General features: G+C 75.6%; 10 protein-coding genes. 5 read left to right on the forward strand and 5 right to left on the reverse strand.

The genetic code is table 11. The annotated features are described in order from the left end of the window. Window positions 1–76: 76 nt before the first annotated feature. On the forward strand, window positions 77–1,438 hold the full coding sequence (locus IE217_RS17905) for an SGNH/GDSL hydrolase family protein (RefSeq protein WP_190178891.1): 1,362 nt from the start codon (window positions 77–79) through the stop codon (window positions 1,436–1,438). Here the strand turns inward: IE217_RS17905 and IE217_RS17910 are convergent. Then, complete coding sequence (locus IE217_RS17910) at window positions 1,396–2,388, reverse strand: helix-turn-helix transcriptional regulator (protein WP_190178892.1); 993 nt, start codon at window positions 2,386–2,388, stop codon at window positions 1,396–1,398. The genes IE217_RS17905 and IE217_RS17910 overlap by 43 nt on opposite strands. Before the next feature lie 394 nt (window positions 2,389–2,782). Between IE217_RS17910 and IE217_RS35525 the strand changes: the two genes are divergently transcribed. The 3 genes from IE217_RS35525 to IE217_RS17925 all read left to right on the forward strand — a co-directional run bounded on the left by IE217_RS35525 (window position 2,783) and on the right by IE217_RS17925 (window position 7,389). Continuing rightward, entirely contained in the window at window positions 2,783–4,705 is a 1,923-nt protein-coding gene (locus tag IE217_RS35525; RefSeq protein WP_190178893.1) for a protein phosphatase 2C domain-containing protein, read from the forward strand. 82 nt (window positions 4,706–4,787) lie between these two features. Beyond that, a complete protein-coding gene (locus tag IE217_RS17920) occupies window positions 4,788–6,530 on the forward strand; it encodes a pyruvate dehydrogenase (protein WP_190178894.1) in 1,743 nt (580 codons plus the stop codon). Window positions 6,531–6,930: 400 nt separating this feature from the next. Beyond that, window positions 6,931–7,389: an ATP-binding protein gene (locus IE217_RS17925; protein WP_190178895.1), complete on the forward strand. Its 459-nt coding sequence runs from the start codon at window positions 6,931–6,933 to the stop codon at window positions 7,387–7,389. A gap of 85 nt (window positions 7,390–7,474) precedes the next feature. Here the strand turns inward: IE217_RS17925 and IE217_RS17930 are convergent, their stop codons facing one another. Continuing rightward, window positions 7,475–8,512: a DUF2637 domain-containing protein gene (locus IE217_RS17930; RefSeq protein WP_190178896.1), complete on the reverse strand. Its 1,038-nt coding sequence runs from the start codon at window positions 8,510–8,512 to the stop codon at window positions 7,475–7,477. Between the two features lie 644 nt (window positions 8,513–9,156). Here IE217_RS17930 and IE217_RS17935 point away from each other — a divergent pair. Next, window positions 9,157–9,993, forward strand: a complete 837-nt coding sequence (locus IE217_RS17935; RefSeq protein WP_190178897.1) for a GntR family transcriptional regulator — start codon at window positions 9,157–9,159, stop codon at window positions 9,991–9,993. Between the two features lie 1,052 nt (window positions 9,994–11,045). Here the strand turns inward: IE217_RS17935 and IE217_RS17940 are convergent. The 3 genes from IE217_RS17940 to IE217_RS17950 form a co-directional block, all read right to left on the reverse strand. Beyond that, window positions 11,046–11,585 (reverse strand): DUF2231 domain-containing protein, encoded by a 540-nt coding sequence (locus IE217_RS17940; RefSeq protein WP_190178898.1) that lies wholly within the window; start codon window positions 11,583–11,585, stop codon window positions 11,046–11,048. Between the two features lie 170 nt (window positions 11,586–11,755). Next, window positions 11,756–12,529, reverse strand: coding sequence for a hypothetical protein (locus IE217_RS17945; protein ID WP_190178899.1), 774 nt, complete (start codon window positions 12,527–12,529; stop codon window positions 11,756–11,758). 143 nt (window positions 12,530–12,672) lie between these two features. Then, complete coding sequence (locus tag IE217_RS17950; RefSeq protein WP_190178900.1) at window positions 12,673–14,388, reverse strand: PucR family transcriptional regulator; 1,716 nt, start codon at window positions 14,386–14,388, stop codon at window positions 12,673–12,675. Between the last annotated feature and the right edge of the window lie 84 nt (window positions 14,389–14,472).

The raw sequence follows: 14,472 nt of genomic DNA on the forward strand, positions 1-14,472 counted from the left end.
CGGTGCCCTCCCCGGCCCGCCGGGTGTGGCACGGTCGCCTTCGGGCGGGGGCGGGCGGAAGGACGGCGGACGCGACATGGAGCACGGGAGGCGGGCGGCGGTGCGCGCGGCCGCGCGGGTTCTGGCCGCGCTGCTCCTTCTGCCGGGGACCACGGCGGCGACGGCCACCACGGCCACGGCCATCCCGGCCACGGCCGCGACGGCGAGGGCCGCTCCCGCCCCGATCGCCCCCCTCCGCCCCGACCCGGCGCGCCCGCCCGTCTGGACCGGCACCTGGGAATCCGCGCCCTCCGGCACCGCCCCCGCCCTCCCCGGCGCCTCCATCCGCAACGTGATCCGCACCAGCGTCGGCGGCGCCGCGCTGCGCGTGCGGCTCAGCAACCGGCTCGGCCGGGCGCCCCTGCGGCTCGGCGCCGTCACGGTGGCGCTGCGCCGGGCGGGCGGTCCGGGGGCCGTCCCGGGTTCGCTGCGCGCCGCCGTCTTCCGCGGAGCCCGGACGGTCACCGTGCCGCCGGGGCGGGACGTGGTCAGCGATCCGGTGCGGCTCGCCGTCCCGGCCGCCGCGGACCTCCTGGTCACCGTCTACACCCCGGGCGACTCCGGCCCCGCGACCTACCACCGCACCGCCCTGCGGACCGGCTACGTCGCACCCGGCGGCGACCGTGCCGCCGACGCCGACGGCAGCGCGTACACCGTCACCACCACCCACTGGTACTACGTCACCGGCGTCGACGTGCTCGGCGCCCGCGCGGCCGGCAGCGTCGTCGCCTTCGGCGACTCGCTCACCGACGGCACCGGCTCCACCTTCGACACCGGCCGCCGCTGGCCCGACCGGCTCGCCGAACGCCTCCGCGCGCTCCCCCCGGCCCGCCGCCTCGCCGTCCTCAACGCCGGCGTCTCCGGCAACCGCCTGCTGCGCGACGGCGAGGGACCGGCGGCCCTGACCCGGCTCGACGCCGACGCGCTCTCGCGGGCCGGGGTGCGGGCGCTGGTGGTCTGGGAGGGCATCAACGACGTCAAGGGCACCCCGGAGGCGGGCGACCCCGCCGCCTTCGCGACGGCGTACCGCGCGATCGTGGCCCGCGCGCACGCCCGGGGCATCCGGGTCGTCGGCGCGACCCTCACTCCGTACGGCGGCCACGGCGCGTACACGGCGGCCCGCGAGGCCGTACGGCGGGAGGTCAACGACCTGATCCGGCACGGCGGCCTCTTCGACGCGGTCGCCGACTTCGACGCCGTCGTACGGGATCCGGCGCGGCCCTGGCGGATCCGGCCCGCCTACGACTCCGGCGACCACCTCCACCTCGACGACGCCGGCCTGCGGGCGGTGGCCGACTCGGTGGTCCTCGGGACGCTGCTCGGCTGCGGTCAGGGTGGTCAGGGCGGTCGAGGTGGTCAGCAGCCGTGCCGGTCGCGGGAGACCCAGCCGCGCTCGTAGGCGTGCCAGCCCAGTTGCAGGCGGGTCGTCACCCCGGTCAGCTCCATCAGCCGCTTCACCCGCCGCTGAACGGTCCGCAGGCCCAGGCCGAGCTGCTTGGCGACGCTCGCGTCGGTGAGGCTGGCCAGGAGCAGGGACAGCACCTCCAGGTCGGCCGCGTCGGGGCCGTCCGGGGCCTGCTCGGTGACGCCCGAGGCACCCAGGCGCAGCGGCAGCGCCTCCCGCCACACCGACTCGAACAGCCCGGACAGCAGCTCCAGCAGTCCGCCGGCGTGCACGACGAGCGCGGCCGGCTCGGCGGTGTGCGAGGTGAGCGGCACCATCGCCAGCGCCCGGTCGGCGACCACCAGCTTGGTCGGCACGCTGTCGGCCACCCGCACCTGCTCGTCGCGCTCCAGCGCCGTGGTCAGCTCGGTCAGCCCGTCCGGCAGGTCGAGCACCGCCCGCTCGACCACCACGCGGTAGCGCACCCCGCGGCCCGCGGCCTGTTCCTCGGCGTCGTTCTCCGTGCTGGAGACGGCCACGGGACGGCCGGTGACCAGCGCGCACACCTCCTCGGTCGCGCCCAGCTGGAGCTGGAGGAAGCGCTGCGCGACCGCCGAGGCGCCGGTGACCACCCCCACCAGGTCGTGCACCGCCGGCTCGGCCGCCGCCGCGCGGTACTCCTCGGCGAGCAGCGCGGTCGCCAGCTCCGCCTGCTCCAGCTCGTGCCGCCGCTGGGTGAGCAGCGCGCCCAGCGCCACCGCGGGCGGCGCGGCGACCCACCGGCCGGGCCGCGCCGAGGACTGCGCGGCCAGCCCGTGCCGTTCCAGGCGGCGCAGGGCCTGCTCGGTGTCCTTCTCGCCGAGCATCAGCCGGCGTGCGAGATCCGGTACCTCGGCGGCGCCCACGGACACCAGCGCGCGGTACGCCGACTCGTGTCTGTCGTCCAGGCCTATCGCTCCCAGCATCGGCTGCCGTCCCTCCCCTTCCGGGCCACCGGCCCACTGACCCCGGCAGGCCCGCGCGGTGGCGGAAACCGGCCACGGCGCAAACCCGCCGCAGGACATCATCGCCGTACCCGCCGTCACTCTGACAAGGTGGCGCCACCGGATCACCTGTGGATCTTCCCGGTGTCCGGTCGGGTACGTGGCCTGCGCGGATCAGGGGATCCGGCGCCGGGTCGCCCAATGCCGCCGGGTGGTCTTCCCGTGGGGGGTGGGACCACCCGGCGGCTTTGTGCCCCACCGGTATTCGAGCCGGTATTCGAGAGTTCACTCGGTGAGGTGTTCGAGGGGGCGGCCGCCCACCGGATTTTCCGGATGCCCCGTTTTCATACCGCCCGCGCGGTGGACAATTGGGGGCATGAGCCAGCAGGGGGGAAGGCCCACCGGTCACGAGGACGACTGGTGGCGGCAGTTGTACGACGACTCCACCGAGGACACCGGCCCCACGGCCGCGGCCGACTCCCTGGACGACCGCTTCGCCTCGGCGGCGGGCACGTTGGGCAGGGGGGTGGCCGCCGCCCCGGAGGACCGCCGGCCGACAACGGCATCCGGCCCGCCGACCCCACCGGCCGGACCGCCGCCGAGGCCGGCCTCGGCGCCCGCGCCCGCACCGGGCTTCGCGCCGGCGACACCGCCGCCGAGGCCCGCGTCGGCGCCCGCACCGGGGTCGCCGGCCGCGTCCGCGTCCGCACCGCCGCCGGGGTCCGCGCCGGGGTCCGGGTCCGCACCGCCGCCGAGTACCGCGTCGGCGCCTGAGCCCCGGCCCGCGCCGGAGCCCGCGCCCGCGCCGCCGCCACCGGCGTCCGCGCCGTCCTTCCCGACGTCCGCGCCGCCGCCCAGGCCTGCATCGGCGCCCGCGCCCGCGTCGCCACCGACGTCCGCGTCCCGGCCGGTATCAGCGCCCACGCCCGCCCCTGCACCCCGCCCGGCACCGGCGCCCGCGTCCGCGCCCCCGCCCCCGCCGACTGCGGCCGTCCCGGCGCCCCGCGCCGAGCCCGCCGTCGAGCCGACCGCCGGCGCCGAGCCGGATCCGCAGGATCCCCGGGGGCCCGACTGGTGGCTCCGTACCCCGTGGGATTCCCCGCCGCCTCCCACCCCGGCCCTGGCCCCGCCGGGCCCCGCGCCCGACCCGGCCCCCGCAGCACCAGAGCCCGAGCCCGTACCCGTACCCGCACCCCCCGCCGCCCCCGCCCCCGCACCCACGCCCACAGCCACCGCTCCCGCAGACACCGCCCCCGAGAACCGCACGCCCCCGCCCCCCACCGCACCGGCCACCCCCGAGCACCCGGCGGCTCCCCAACTCCCGCCCCCCGCCCTCGACTACATCGGTTCCGGCCCTCCCACCTACGACCCCGAGCCCACCGCGTTGCCGCCCGCCGACCCGGACGGGCTGGACGAGCTGGTGCCGGACACCGTGCTGGACGGTGCCCGTTACGGCGCCTGCACGATACGGGCGGTGTCCCTGCGCGGTGACTCCGCGCGGTACCGGGGCGAGCCGCGCCGCGACGCGCTGCTCACCGCGAGGTTCGGCTCGGGCGAACAGGCGCTGGTCCTCGTCGCGATGGCCACCGGCGCCCGCGCCGCCCCCGCCGCGCACCTCGCGGCCGCCGAGGTGTGCCGGTGGACCGCGCGGGCGGTGGGCCGCAGTCACGCCCGGCTGGTGGAGGACATCAGGGCCGCCCGGCGCGGCGACCTGAAGTCGGGCCTGCACCGCCTGACCGACCGCAGCCTGGGCAGGCTCCGCGCCGGCGCCGCCGAACAGGGCGTGGCGCCGGAGGAGTACACGGCCGGCCTGCGCTGCCTGCTCCTGCCCGCCGACCCCGAGTGCCGTACGCGGGTCTTCTTCGGCGTGGGGGAGGGCGGGCTGTTCCGCCTGCGGGACGGCGAGTGGCAGGACATCGAGCCCTACGTCCCCGAGCAGCCCGGCACGGCACGGGCGGCCGGAGCCGACGTCCCCGCCGAGACCCCCGAGGGCGACCGGCTCACCATGGACCTCGGGATCACCGCCGCACCGCCCGGGAACGCGTACGAACCCGACCCCGGGCCGCCCCCGGAACCCTTCCGGTTCCGGGCCTCCGTAGCCCGGCCGGGTGATGCGCTGCTGATGTGCACCGCGGGCCTCGCCGAACCGCTGCGGGGCGAGCCGGAGCTGTGCGCGTACCTCGGGCGCAGGTGGTCCGGGCCGACCCCGCCCGGCCTGGCGGCCTTCCTGGCCGACTCGCAGGTACGGGTCAAGGGCTACTCGGACGACCGTACGGCCGCCGCCGTGTGGGAGGCGTGAGCGCGGCGGCTGTGAATTCATGGACGCAGGGAAACCAGCAACCAGAGGAATCCGCGGGAGACCGAAGGGGCGTCCGAAAGCCATGGCCAAGCAGAACGTCGCAGAGCAGTTCGTCGACATCCTCGTCCGCGCCGGAGTCAAACGTCTGTACGGGGTGGTCGGGGACAGCCTCAACCCGGTCGTCGACGCGGTCCGCCGCAACGCCGCGATCGACTGGATCCACGTACGCCACGAGGAGACCGCCGCCTTCGCGGCCGGGGCCGAGGCGCAGATCACGGGCCGGCTGGCGGCCTGCGCCGGTTCCTGCGGCCCCGGCAACCTGCACCTGATCAACGGCCTGTACGACGCCCACCGCTCCATGGCCCCGGTCCTCGCGCTGGCCTCGCACATCCCCTCCAGCGAGATCGGCCTCGGCTACTTCCAGGAGACCCACCCCGACCGCCTGTTCGCCGAGTGCAGCCACTACAGCGAGCTGATCTCCAGCCCGAAGCAGATGCCGCGGCTGCTGGACACCGCCATCCAGAACGCGGTCGGCCGCAGCGGGGTGAGCGTGGTGGCGCTGCCCGGTGACATCGCCGACGAGCCGGCCCCGGAGAAGGCGGCCGAGACCGCCATCGTCACCTCCCGGCCCACCGTCCGGCCCGGCGACGCCGAGATCGACCGGCTGGTGAAGATGATCGACGAGGCCGGCAAGGTCACCCTGTTCTGCGGCAGCGGCACGGCGGGCGCGCACGCCGAGGTGATGGAGTTCGCCGGCCGCATCAAGTCCCCGGTGGGGCACGCGCTGCGCGGCAAGGAGTTCATCCAGTACGACAACCCGTACGACGTCGGGATGAGCGGTCTGCTCGGCTACGGCGCCGCCTACGAGGCCACCCACGAGTGCGACCTGCTGATCCTGCTCGGCACGGACTTCCCCTACAACGCGTTCCTGCCCACCGACGTGAAGATCGCGCAGGTCGACGTCCGGCCCGAGAACCTCGGCCGCCGCTCCCGGCTGGACCTGGCCGTGTGGGGTGATGTGCGCGAGACGCTGCGCTGCCTGATCCCGAGGGTGAAGGAGAAGAAGAACCGGCGGTTCCTGGACCGGATGCTCAAGAAGCACGCGGACGCGCTGGAGGGCGTGGTCAAGGCGTACACCAGGAAGGTCGACAAGCACGTCCCGATCCATCCGGAGTACGTGGCCGCCGTGCTCGACGAAGTCGCCGACGACGACGCGGTGTTCACCATCGACACCGGGATGTGCAACGTGTGGGGCGCCCGGTACATCTCGCCCAACGGCCGCCGCCGCATCATCGGTTCGTTCTCGCACGGGTCGATGGCCAACGCGCTGCCGATGGCGATCGGCGCCCAGTTCACCGACCGGGGCCGGCAGGTCGTCTCCATGTCCGGGGACGGCGGATTCTCCATGCTGATGGGCGACTTCCTGACACTGGTGCAGTACGACCTGCCGGTGAAGGTGGTCCTCTTCAACAACTCCTCCCTCGGCATGGTGGAGTTGGAGATGCTGGTCGCGGGCCTGCCCTCGTACGGCACCGCGAACACCAACCCCGACTTCGCCGCCGTCGCCCGCGCCTGCGGCGCGCACGGGGTACGGGTGGAGCGGCCGAAGGATCTGCCGGGTGCCCTCAAGGACGCCTTCCGGCACAAGGGCCCGGCACTCGTGGACGTCGTCACCGACCCCAACGCGCTGTCCATCCCGCCGAAGATCAGCGCCGAGATGGTGACCGGGTTCGCGCTGTCCGCCTCGAAAATCGTGCTGGAGGGCGGGGTGGGCCGGATGCTGCAGATGGCGCGCTCCAACCTGCGCAACGTTCCCCGGCCCTGAGGGCCGAAGGGGTCGTACTCCGGCCAAGTTGGCGCGCGGCCGCCGCGGGCGCCCCGGGGACGCGCGGGGTGCCCGCGGGATCGTACGACGGCCAGTCGGCGCGCCGTTGTTTACCCGAATACGACCGGATCGGCACGCCCTCATGGGCAGTTGGGCCCAGTCGGCACGGTCCCGCCCGTCCGGACGGGGCCGACGCCGGGCCGGAAACGGGCGGCCGGCCACTCGTGCGGGTGCCGTGGTGCGGTGTGCGGGTGGCCGAACACCTGGTCGTCGGCGGCGGGGCATGACTGGCGCGTGCCCTACTGGGCATGGATCCCCGTGAACGTGTTCGAAGTGGAGGGGAACCGACATCGGCACGCGGGCGGGGGTCATGAAGAGGCAGGCACGAGGGGGCGGTCCCATGACGGTCGGGGCCTCCTCGGCTGAGACGGTGGAGGAAGAGACCGGCGGGGTGATGGCGGGGCCCGGTGCGCCGCAGCTCAGGCGCAGACTGGGCCGGGCGGACCTGAAGGCGGTGCCCGAGGCGAGAAGGGCGCTGCGGGAGCTGCTGCGCCACTGGGGGCGGCCCGGCACCTCGGAGGTCGCCGAACTGCTCGCCAGCGAACTGGTCACCAACGCGCTGGTCCACACCGACGACGACGCGATCCTCACGGCCACCGTGTCACCGGGACAACTGCGCGTGGAGGTACGGGACTTCGTGTCCCGTCGGCCGCGTGCGAGGCGGCCGGCCGGCGAGGAGGACACCAGCGGCCGGGGGCTCGTACTGGTGCAGTCCCTGGCGGACGCCTGGGGCGTGAGCCCGCACGGGGTGGGCAAGTCCGTGTGGTTCGTACTGGGCCCGGGCGCCGGCGCCGCGTGAACGGAAAACGGGAGGGGGCGCGGCCCGCGGGCCGCGCCCCCTCCCGGCGTGCGTCACCGGACCCGGCGAGGAGCCGGGGCCGGGCTCAGCCGAACTGCTGCTCCAGGTCCTTGAGCTTGCGCTCCAGGGAGTCCAGCCGCGGCAGGGCCATGGTGTCGTCCTCCGCGGTGAGGTCGACGGTGATCGGGTCAGACCCCTTGCGGACGGGCTGGAGGGAGGGACGCGCGCGGACGGGCAGCTGGTCCGCGGTGGATATGGCAGGCTCCGCGGTGACCTGCGAGGAGCCGCGCTCCAGGGCCTGTGCCTCCACCTGCCGGCCGCCCCGGCCCACGAAGCCGCGGTGGCCCCGGCTGATCGCCTTGAGCTGGGCGCGCTCCACGCGCTCCTGCTCGCGCCGCAGCCGCTGCCGGTCCTCCTTCTGGCGCCGGTCCTCGCGCACCTCCTCGACCGCCTCGTCCAGGCTGCGCACACCCTCGAGGAGCATGAGCGACCAGGCGCGGTAGGTCTCGCGCGGGGCGCGCAGCCACCGCACCATGCGGATCTGCGGCAGGGGGCGCGGGACGAGGCCCTGCTCGCGCAGGGCGGCGCGGCGGGTCTGCTTGAGCGCGCGGTCGAACAGGACCGCCGCCGACAGGGACATCCCGGCGAAGAACTGCGGCGCGCCGGCGTGGGCGACGCCCCTGGGCGCGTGCACCCAGTTGAACCAGGCCGCGGCGGCGGCGAACATCCACACGAGTATGCGGGAGCCGAGGGCCGCGTCACCGTGGCTGGCCTCGCGCACCGCGAGCACGGAACAGAACATCGCCGCACCGTCCAGGCCGAACGGCACCAGGTACTGCCAGCCGTCGGTCAGGCCGAGGTTCTGCTCGCCGAAGCCCACCAGGCCGTGGAAGGAGAGCGCGGCGGCGACCGCCGCACAGCAGAACAGCAGGACGTAGGAGGCGGTTCCGTAGATGGCCTCCTTGCGCCTGCGGCGCTCCTCACTGCGCTCCCACGAGTCGTCCGCGCTCGTGCTCTCCCCGGACCGCTTGCCGCGCACGAGCACCGCCACCGCCGCCAGCACGCCCAGGAGCAGCACGGCGCCCGGAAGCAGCCAGTTCAGCGATATGTCGGTCAGTCTCATCTAGGGGTCCCTTGCATTGGGATAGGGCGTAACGCCCGCCATAGTGGCCCAACCCCACCGGCCCTCAGGGGGTTTCGGGGCAAGAGGCCGCCAAGAAAGTGCAAGGGCTTGCCCAGGGCAGCGTTCTGCTCGAACTGCCGCTTGAGGGGCGGGAGTTGAGTTCGAATAAGACTACCCGTACGGGCGGTTCCACGGAAAGTTCCCGTGACAGGTGAGGAAGTTGTGAATCACCTGAAGGGCGTGTGGGGGTCCCGCACCGGGGTGATCTTACGTGACGCCCGGTCAGCGGGCGCGGGTGGCGCTCGCTTTGGGCGACGCGGTCGGTGGCGCGGGTGCGCGGACAGGGCGTGCGGGTGTCCTCGGGGCGCACGGTGCGACCGCGCGGGCGGGCGAGGCTCGCCACGACGTCCGGGCGGGGCCGGGTGCCGTAGTCGCGCTGTACCTGTGCGTCGTCCTCGGTCGGGCGGGTGCAGGAGTCCGCCACGCCTGAGGGGCGCACTCGAACGTAGGTCATGTGAAGTAAGGCTTACCTTGCTTCATGTCGACGGACTGTGAACCACTGGCCTCAAGCGCCTATGGTGCTTGACGGGTGAGTAACAACCCGCCGTAATGACCCCAAGCACTCCCAAGCCCGGAGGAGGACCGTGAAGCAGGGCGCGCAGGACTCCACCGGCACCGGAACCCGGGAGGACGGAACGGGCCGGGCGGCCGCCGCGGCGGCACGGGTGCCCCGGCAGCCGGGGCCGGGGGACCGCGGGCGCGGGCGGAACGACAGCCCGGGCGCGCAGGCCGTCGGCGGCGAGCCCACCCGGGGTGAGCACACCCACGCCGAGCCGCCCCTGCCGCGGCCCCGCCCCGTGGTGCAGCGCTCCTCCGTGCGCGGCCAGATCCTCGACGCGCTGCGCACCGCGCTGCTCGCCGGGGAGCTGAAGCCGGGCGAGGTGTACTCCGGGCCCGCGCTGGGGGAGCGGTTCGGGGTGTCGGCGACGCCCGTGCGGGAGGCGATGCAGCAGCTCGCCCTGGAGGGCGCCGTCGAGGTCGTGCCCAACCGCGGCTTCCGGGTGGTCGAGCGGGGGGCGCGCGAGCTGGCGGAGCTGGCCGAGGTGCGGGCGCTGATCGAGGTCCCGGTGGTCCTGCGACTCGCCCGTACGCTGCCCGCCGAGCGCTGGGACGAGCTGCGCGAGCCGGCCGAGGCCACGGTCCGAGCCGCCGCCTCCGGCTGCCGGGCCACCTACGCCGAGTCCGACCGCGCCTTCCACCGCGCTCTGCTCTCCCTGGCCGGCAACACCCAGCTCGCCGACATCGCCGAAGACCTCCACCGCCGCGCCCAGTGGCCCCTGACCGCCGCCACGACCCGCCCCGACCTCCTGGCGGACGCCACAGCCCACACCACGCTCCTGGACGCCCTCGTAGCAGGCGACCTCCCCCTGACAGCCCACCTCCTCCACCAGCACCTGACACCTGCGCCCCGGACCCCCTGAGCAGCGCACACAGGCCGCAGACCCGCACCCCGGAGCGGCCAGGGCCCTCCAGTCCGACCTGACCGGGCGCACCTCCATCCACCGCGCGTCGGCACGGGCTGCTTCGGCCGGTGGGCCCGCGCTGGGGTCCCGAGCGGGCTCGCCGTGGCCGGTGCTCCGGGTACGCCCGAGTGGGCTGGCCGGCGGCGGGGGAGGAGCGGCGGCGCTCGTGTGGGCGGGGCTGGGCGGGCTTGGGGCGGGGTGGTGGCTGCGGGGGCGTTCCCTTCGCGCCGGGGATGGCGGCCGGGCATGCTGCAACCGCGCAACCGTCCTGCGCCCTACCTGGCGACCAAGCATGCCGCAACGGCCCTGCGGCCCGTCTGGCGGCGGGACGGGCGGCCGTGCCTGGTGAGCCCGCGCTGAGATCCCGATCGCGCCCGCCGTGGGCAATGCTCCGGGTACGCCCGAGTGGGCTGGCCGGCGGCGGGGGAGGAGCGGCGGCGCTCGTGTGGGCGGGGCTGGGCGGGCTTGGGGCGGGGTGGTGGCTGCGGGGGCGTTCCCTTCGCACCGGGCGCGGCGGCCGGGCATGCCGCAACCGCGCAACCGTCCTGCGGCCTTACCTGGCGGCCGGGCATGCCGCAACCGCCCTGCGCCCCGCGGGCCGGGCGTGCCGCAACCGTACAACCGCCCTGTGCCCTACCTGGCGGCCGGCCATGCCGCAACCGCGACCGCCCTGCGCACGGGCCCTGCGCCCTGCGGGCCGGCCATGCCGCAACCGCCCTGCGCCCTACCTGGCGGCCGGGCACGCCGCAACCGCCCTGCGCCCCACCTGGCGGCGGGACGGGCCGCTGCGTCCGGTGAGCCCGCGCTGGGGTCCGGAGCGGGCCGGCGGGGCGTTTCCCAACCGCTCTGCGTCCCGCCCGCTGGGTGGCCGCGTGTGCCCCAACCGCTCTGCGTCCCGCCAGGTGGCCGGGCGGGGGTAGGGGCGTCGTCGGCGGACCGGCCCCCGCTTGCGTGCGGACGTACGTGTGGCCCGGCCGGGGTCCCGGCCGGGCCACACGTACGCGGGGATGTCAGTCGTCGCCACCCTTGGTGGCGGTCTTGGAGTAGGCGTCGTGCCAGGCGGCCTTCGCGCCGGAGTCGCCGATCCGGTAGACCGTCACGACCGCGCCCGCGGCGACAGCCACGGAAAGGACCACCGCGGCGACGCGGATCACCGGGCCCGGGCCCGAGCGGGGGCCGGCGGCCTCCGGGGCCGAACCCGAGCGGGGGCCGGCGGTCTCCGGGGCCGGGGTGCGGCGAGCGAGCCACCAGACGCCGGCCGCGAGGACGAACAGGCCCACCGCCCACGGGAGCATGCCGTCGCCCAGTTCGGCGTGCCGCCGCACCAGCGGGTCGCTGTCCACGTGCCGCTCCAGCCACTCGCCGGCCTGCGTGGCCAGCGGCACGCTCACCAGCGTGACGAGGGCGAGGATCGGCAGTACGAGTCCCAGCCGCCGGGCGCCCTGCGGCCACAGCGAGCAGATCACCAGTGCCAGGGCGGTGAGGGGGACCAGGACGACCACGACATGGACCAGCAGCACGTGCGCGGGCAGGCCGTTGATCAGGCTCATCAGACGCTCCTCCAGGGGCGGCCGTGGGGGGTGCACGCAGCGGGACGGGGGGTGTCAGGACACAGGTCTGTCCCGTCCGCGTGTTCGGGCGTGTCAGCCTGGCACAGAAACCTCTCAGCTTGCTCTGAGCACCACCGAGCACTCCTGAGTGACACGGACCACCGCGTGTTTCAGGCCGTGGCCGCCCCCGCCGCCGGCGGCGACGGGCTCAGCTGCCGGGCCAGCCACGTGGGCACGCCGCCCAGCAGCCGGAACAGCCGCCGCGCCTCGTCCCGCAGCCGGGACGCCTCCGGCTCCGCCTCCGTCTCGGCCAGCGAGGCCAGCGCGGGGGCCGTACCGACGAGATACCCGAGCTCCTCGCGGATCCGCAGCGACTCGGCGAACCCGTGCCGCGCCTCGGCCAACTCCCCTTCCCGCAGCGCCAGTCCGGCCAGATGCCGCCAGGTGAAGGACAGCAGCAGCGGGTCGGCGTGGGCGGTCGCGCCCGCGTGCGCGCGGCGGTAGGCGGCGCGCGCGGCCTGCGGGGAGCGGGTGAGGTTCTCCGCGATCAGCCCGCGCCGGAAGTCCAGCAGGGCCCGCCCCGGCGCCCCGGGCGCGAGCAGCGCCGCCGCCCGGCCGAGCGCGGCCCGCGCCTCGTCGGCCCGGTCGCGCACGCCGTGCAGGGTGGCCGCGTATGCCAAGTACCCGCGTTCACAAGCGGCCGCGCCCCGCTCCTCGTCGTCGTGGGCCAGGGCCTCCGCCGTGCGCAGCGCGTCCTCGGCGTCCTCCCAGCCGGCCTCGGTGTACAGGCACCGCTCCACCATCAGCACGGTTCTCTGCAGGGCCGCTGCCGCGGTGGCCCCCGGCAGCAGCGCGGCGGCGTCGGTCCAGCACGCGCGTGAGCGCAGCCGCCATACCGCGGTCTGGAGTGGATCGTCACCAGGGGTCGTTCCGTTACCAGACATGGCGGTATGCGCCACGTTGCCCTCCCCGAGCACGCCTTCGAGCCTTGAGTGGTGGCGGCATCTCAGCACGAATCCCGGGGCCCGGCCAAGAGGGTGGGTGAAAGATTTCACAAAGTCGTGGGACGGCCGGCGGCCGCGGGCCCTCAACTCATGCGCAGCGCCAGGAAGAAGTCGAGCTTGTCCTCCAGCCGCGAAAGATCACGCCCCGTCAACTGCTCGATCCGCCCCACCCGGTACCGCAGCGTGTTGACGTGCAGGTGGAGCCGGGTGGCGCAGCGCGTCCAGGAGCCGTCGCAGTCGAGGAACGCCTCCAGGGTCGGGATCAGCTCGGCGCGGTGACGGCGGTCGTAGTCGCGCAGGGGATCCAGCAGCCGGGCGGTGAAGGCGCGCCGCACGTCGTCGGGGACGAAGGGCAGCAGCAGTACGTGCGAGGCCAGCTCCTGGTGCCCGGCCGCGCACACCCGCCCGGGCCGGGCCGCCGCGACCCGCCGGGCGTGCCGTGCCTCCTCCAGCGCACCGCGCAGCCCCTCCGCCGAGTGCACGGCGGCGCTGACGCCGAGCGTGAGCCGCCCGTCGCCGTCGAGCCCGGCCGACAGCGGGTCCCTCACGGCGCCGAGGAGCGCGTCCGCGAGGATGCCCGGCTCGGCGCCGTCGCCCTCGGCGGGGACGGCCGGCAGCGGCACGAGCGCGACCGCCTCGTCGCCGGTGTGCGCGACCGCTATCCGGTCGGAGGGCTCCGGTCCGGTGGCGCGGGGGTCGACGAGGATCTCCTCCAGCAGGGACTGGGCGACCGGGCCGGTCCCCTCCGCCTGGCCCTCCCACTCGACGCGGGCGACGACCACCTGCCAGTGCGGGGCCGACCCGAGGCCCGGCAGCAGCACCGGCGCCGCGACCCTGAGGCGCGCGGCGATCTCGGCGGGCGGCGCGCCCGTCTGCACCAGCTCCAGCACCTCCTGGGCGAGCCTGCGGCGCACCGTGCGGGCCGCGTCCCGGCGGTCCCGCTCGACCGCGATCAGCTGGGTGACGCCGTGCAGCAGGTCGAGGCGCTCCTCGGGCCAGTCGCCCGCGTCCGCCTCGACCGCCAGCAGCCACTCCGACAGCACGCTCGCGCGCGCGTCCTGCCCGCCCCGCGCGTCCTGTCCCGCCTGCCCGGCCGGCGGCACCCGGCCGCCGCCGGCGCGGATGGGGAACAGGGAGTACGTCGTCGCGCCCAGCGTCACCCGGTGGGGGCCGCGCCGGCCGGTGCGGGCGGCCGCGAGGTGCTCGGCGGCGAGCCGCGCGCACAGTTCGGCGGGCAGGGCGGGACCGGCTCCGCCACCGCCCGTCTTCGGGCCGGCGATGAGCCGCCCGGCGGGGGAGAGCAGCCAGGCCCGCAGGTCCAGGTCGGAGCCCAGCAGGTCCAGGACGACGTCGGGGCCGCCGCCGGCCGGGCCGGCGGTCATCATCCGCCGGTGCCGGTCGACGACGGCCGCGAGGTCGCCGGCGCGCTCCCCGGACACCTGCCGTACGACGTGTTCGGTGATCGTCGCGAACGCCACCGACTCGTTGACCGCGAACAGCGGCAGCCGGTGCCGGGCGCAGGCCACCACCAGGTCTTCGGGCACCTCGCCCAGCTCCGCCTCGCCGGCCGCGAGCGCGGCCACGCCGGCCTGCGCGAGGATCCGTACGAACGGCTCGGAGTCGGCCGCGTCGCGGCGCCAGGCCAGCCCGGACAGCACCAGTTCGCCGCCTGAGAGGTAGCGGCTGGGGTCGCGCAGGTCGGTGGTCATGACCCCGCGGACGGTGCGGTCCAGTTCGGGCTCGCCGCCGAGCAGCTTCAGGCCCAGCGCGTCGGTCTCCAGCAGTGCGCGCAGCCGCATGTCTCGTCGCCGCCGTTCTTTTGTCTCGAAAACTACGTTGGTGTGCTGTGGCGAGGGGCCGGCCCTGCGACCGGTCAGCAGCTC

The organism is Streptomyces naganishii JCM 4654 (assembly GCF_014650575.1).
Lineage (GTDB): Bacteria > Actinomycetota > Actinomycetes > Streptomycetales > Streptomycetaceae > Streptomyces > Streptomyces naganishii.

What these genes read in the sequence shown, in the direction of transcription:
- IE217_RS17950 (WP_190178900.1), bottom strand. Translation starts at nt 14,388, where the DNA reads ATGCGGCTGCGCGCACTGCTGGAGACCGACGCGCTGGGCCTGAAGCTG.
- IE217_RS17910 (WP_190178892.1), bottom strand. Translation starts at nt 2,388, where the DNA reads ATGCTGGGAGCGATAGGCCTGGACGACAGACACGAGTCGGCGTACCGC.
- IE217_RS35525 (WP_190178893.1), top strand. Translation starts at nt 2,783, where the DNA reads ATGAGCCAGCAGGGGGGAAGGCCCACCGGTCACGAGGACGACTGGTGG.
- IE217_RS17925 (WP_190178895.1), top strand. Translation starts at nt 6,931, where the DNA reads ATGACGGTCGGGGCCTCCTCGGCTGAGACGGTGGAGGAAGAGACCGGC.
- IE217_RS17905 (WP_190178891.1), top strand. Translation starts at nt 77, where the DNA reads ATGGAGCACGGGAGGCGGGCGGCGGTGCGCGCGGCCGCGCGGGTTCTG.
- IE217_RS17930 (WP_190178896.1), bottom strand. Translation starts at nt 8,512, where the DNA reads ATGAGACTGACCGACATATCGCTGAACTGGCTGCTTCCGGGCGCCGTG.
- IE217_RS17940 (WP_190178898.1), bottom strand. Translation starts at nt 11,585, where the DNA reads ATGAGCCTGATCAACGGCCTGCCCGCGCACGTGCTGCTGGTCCATGTC.
- IE217_RS17945 (WP_190178899.1), bottom strand. Translation starts at nt 12,529, where the DNA reads ATGTCTGGTAACGGAACGACCCCTGGTGACGATCCACTCCAGACCGCG.
- IE217_RS17920 (WP_190178894.1), top strand. Translation starts at nt 4,788, where the DNA reads ATGGCCAAGCAGAACGTCGCAGAGCAGTTCGTCGACATCCTCGTCCGC.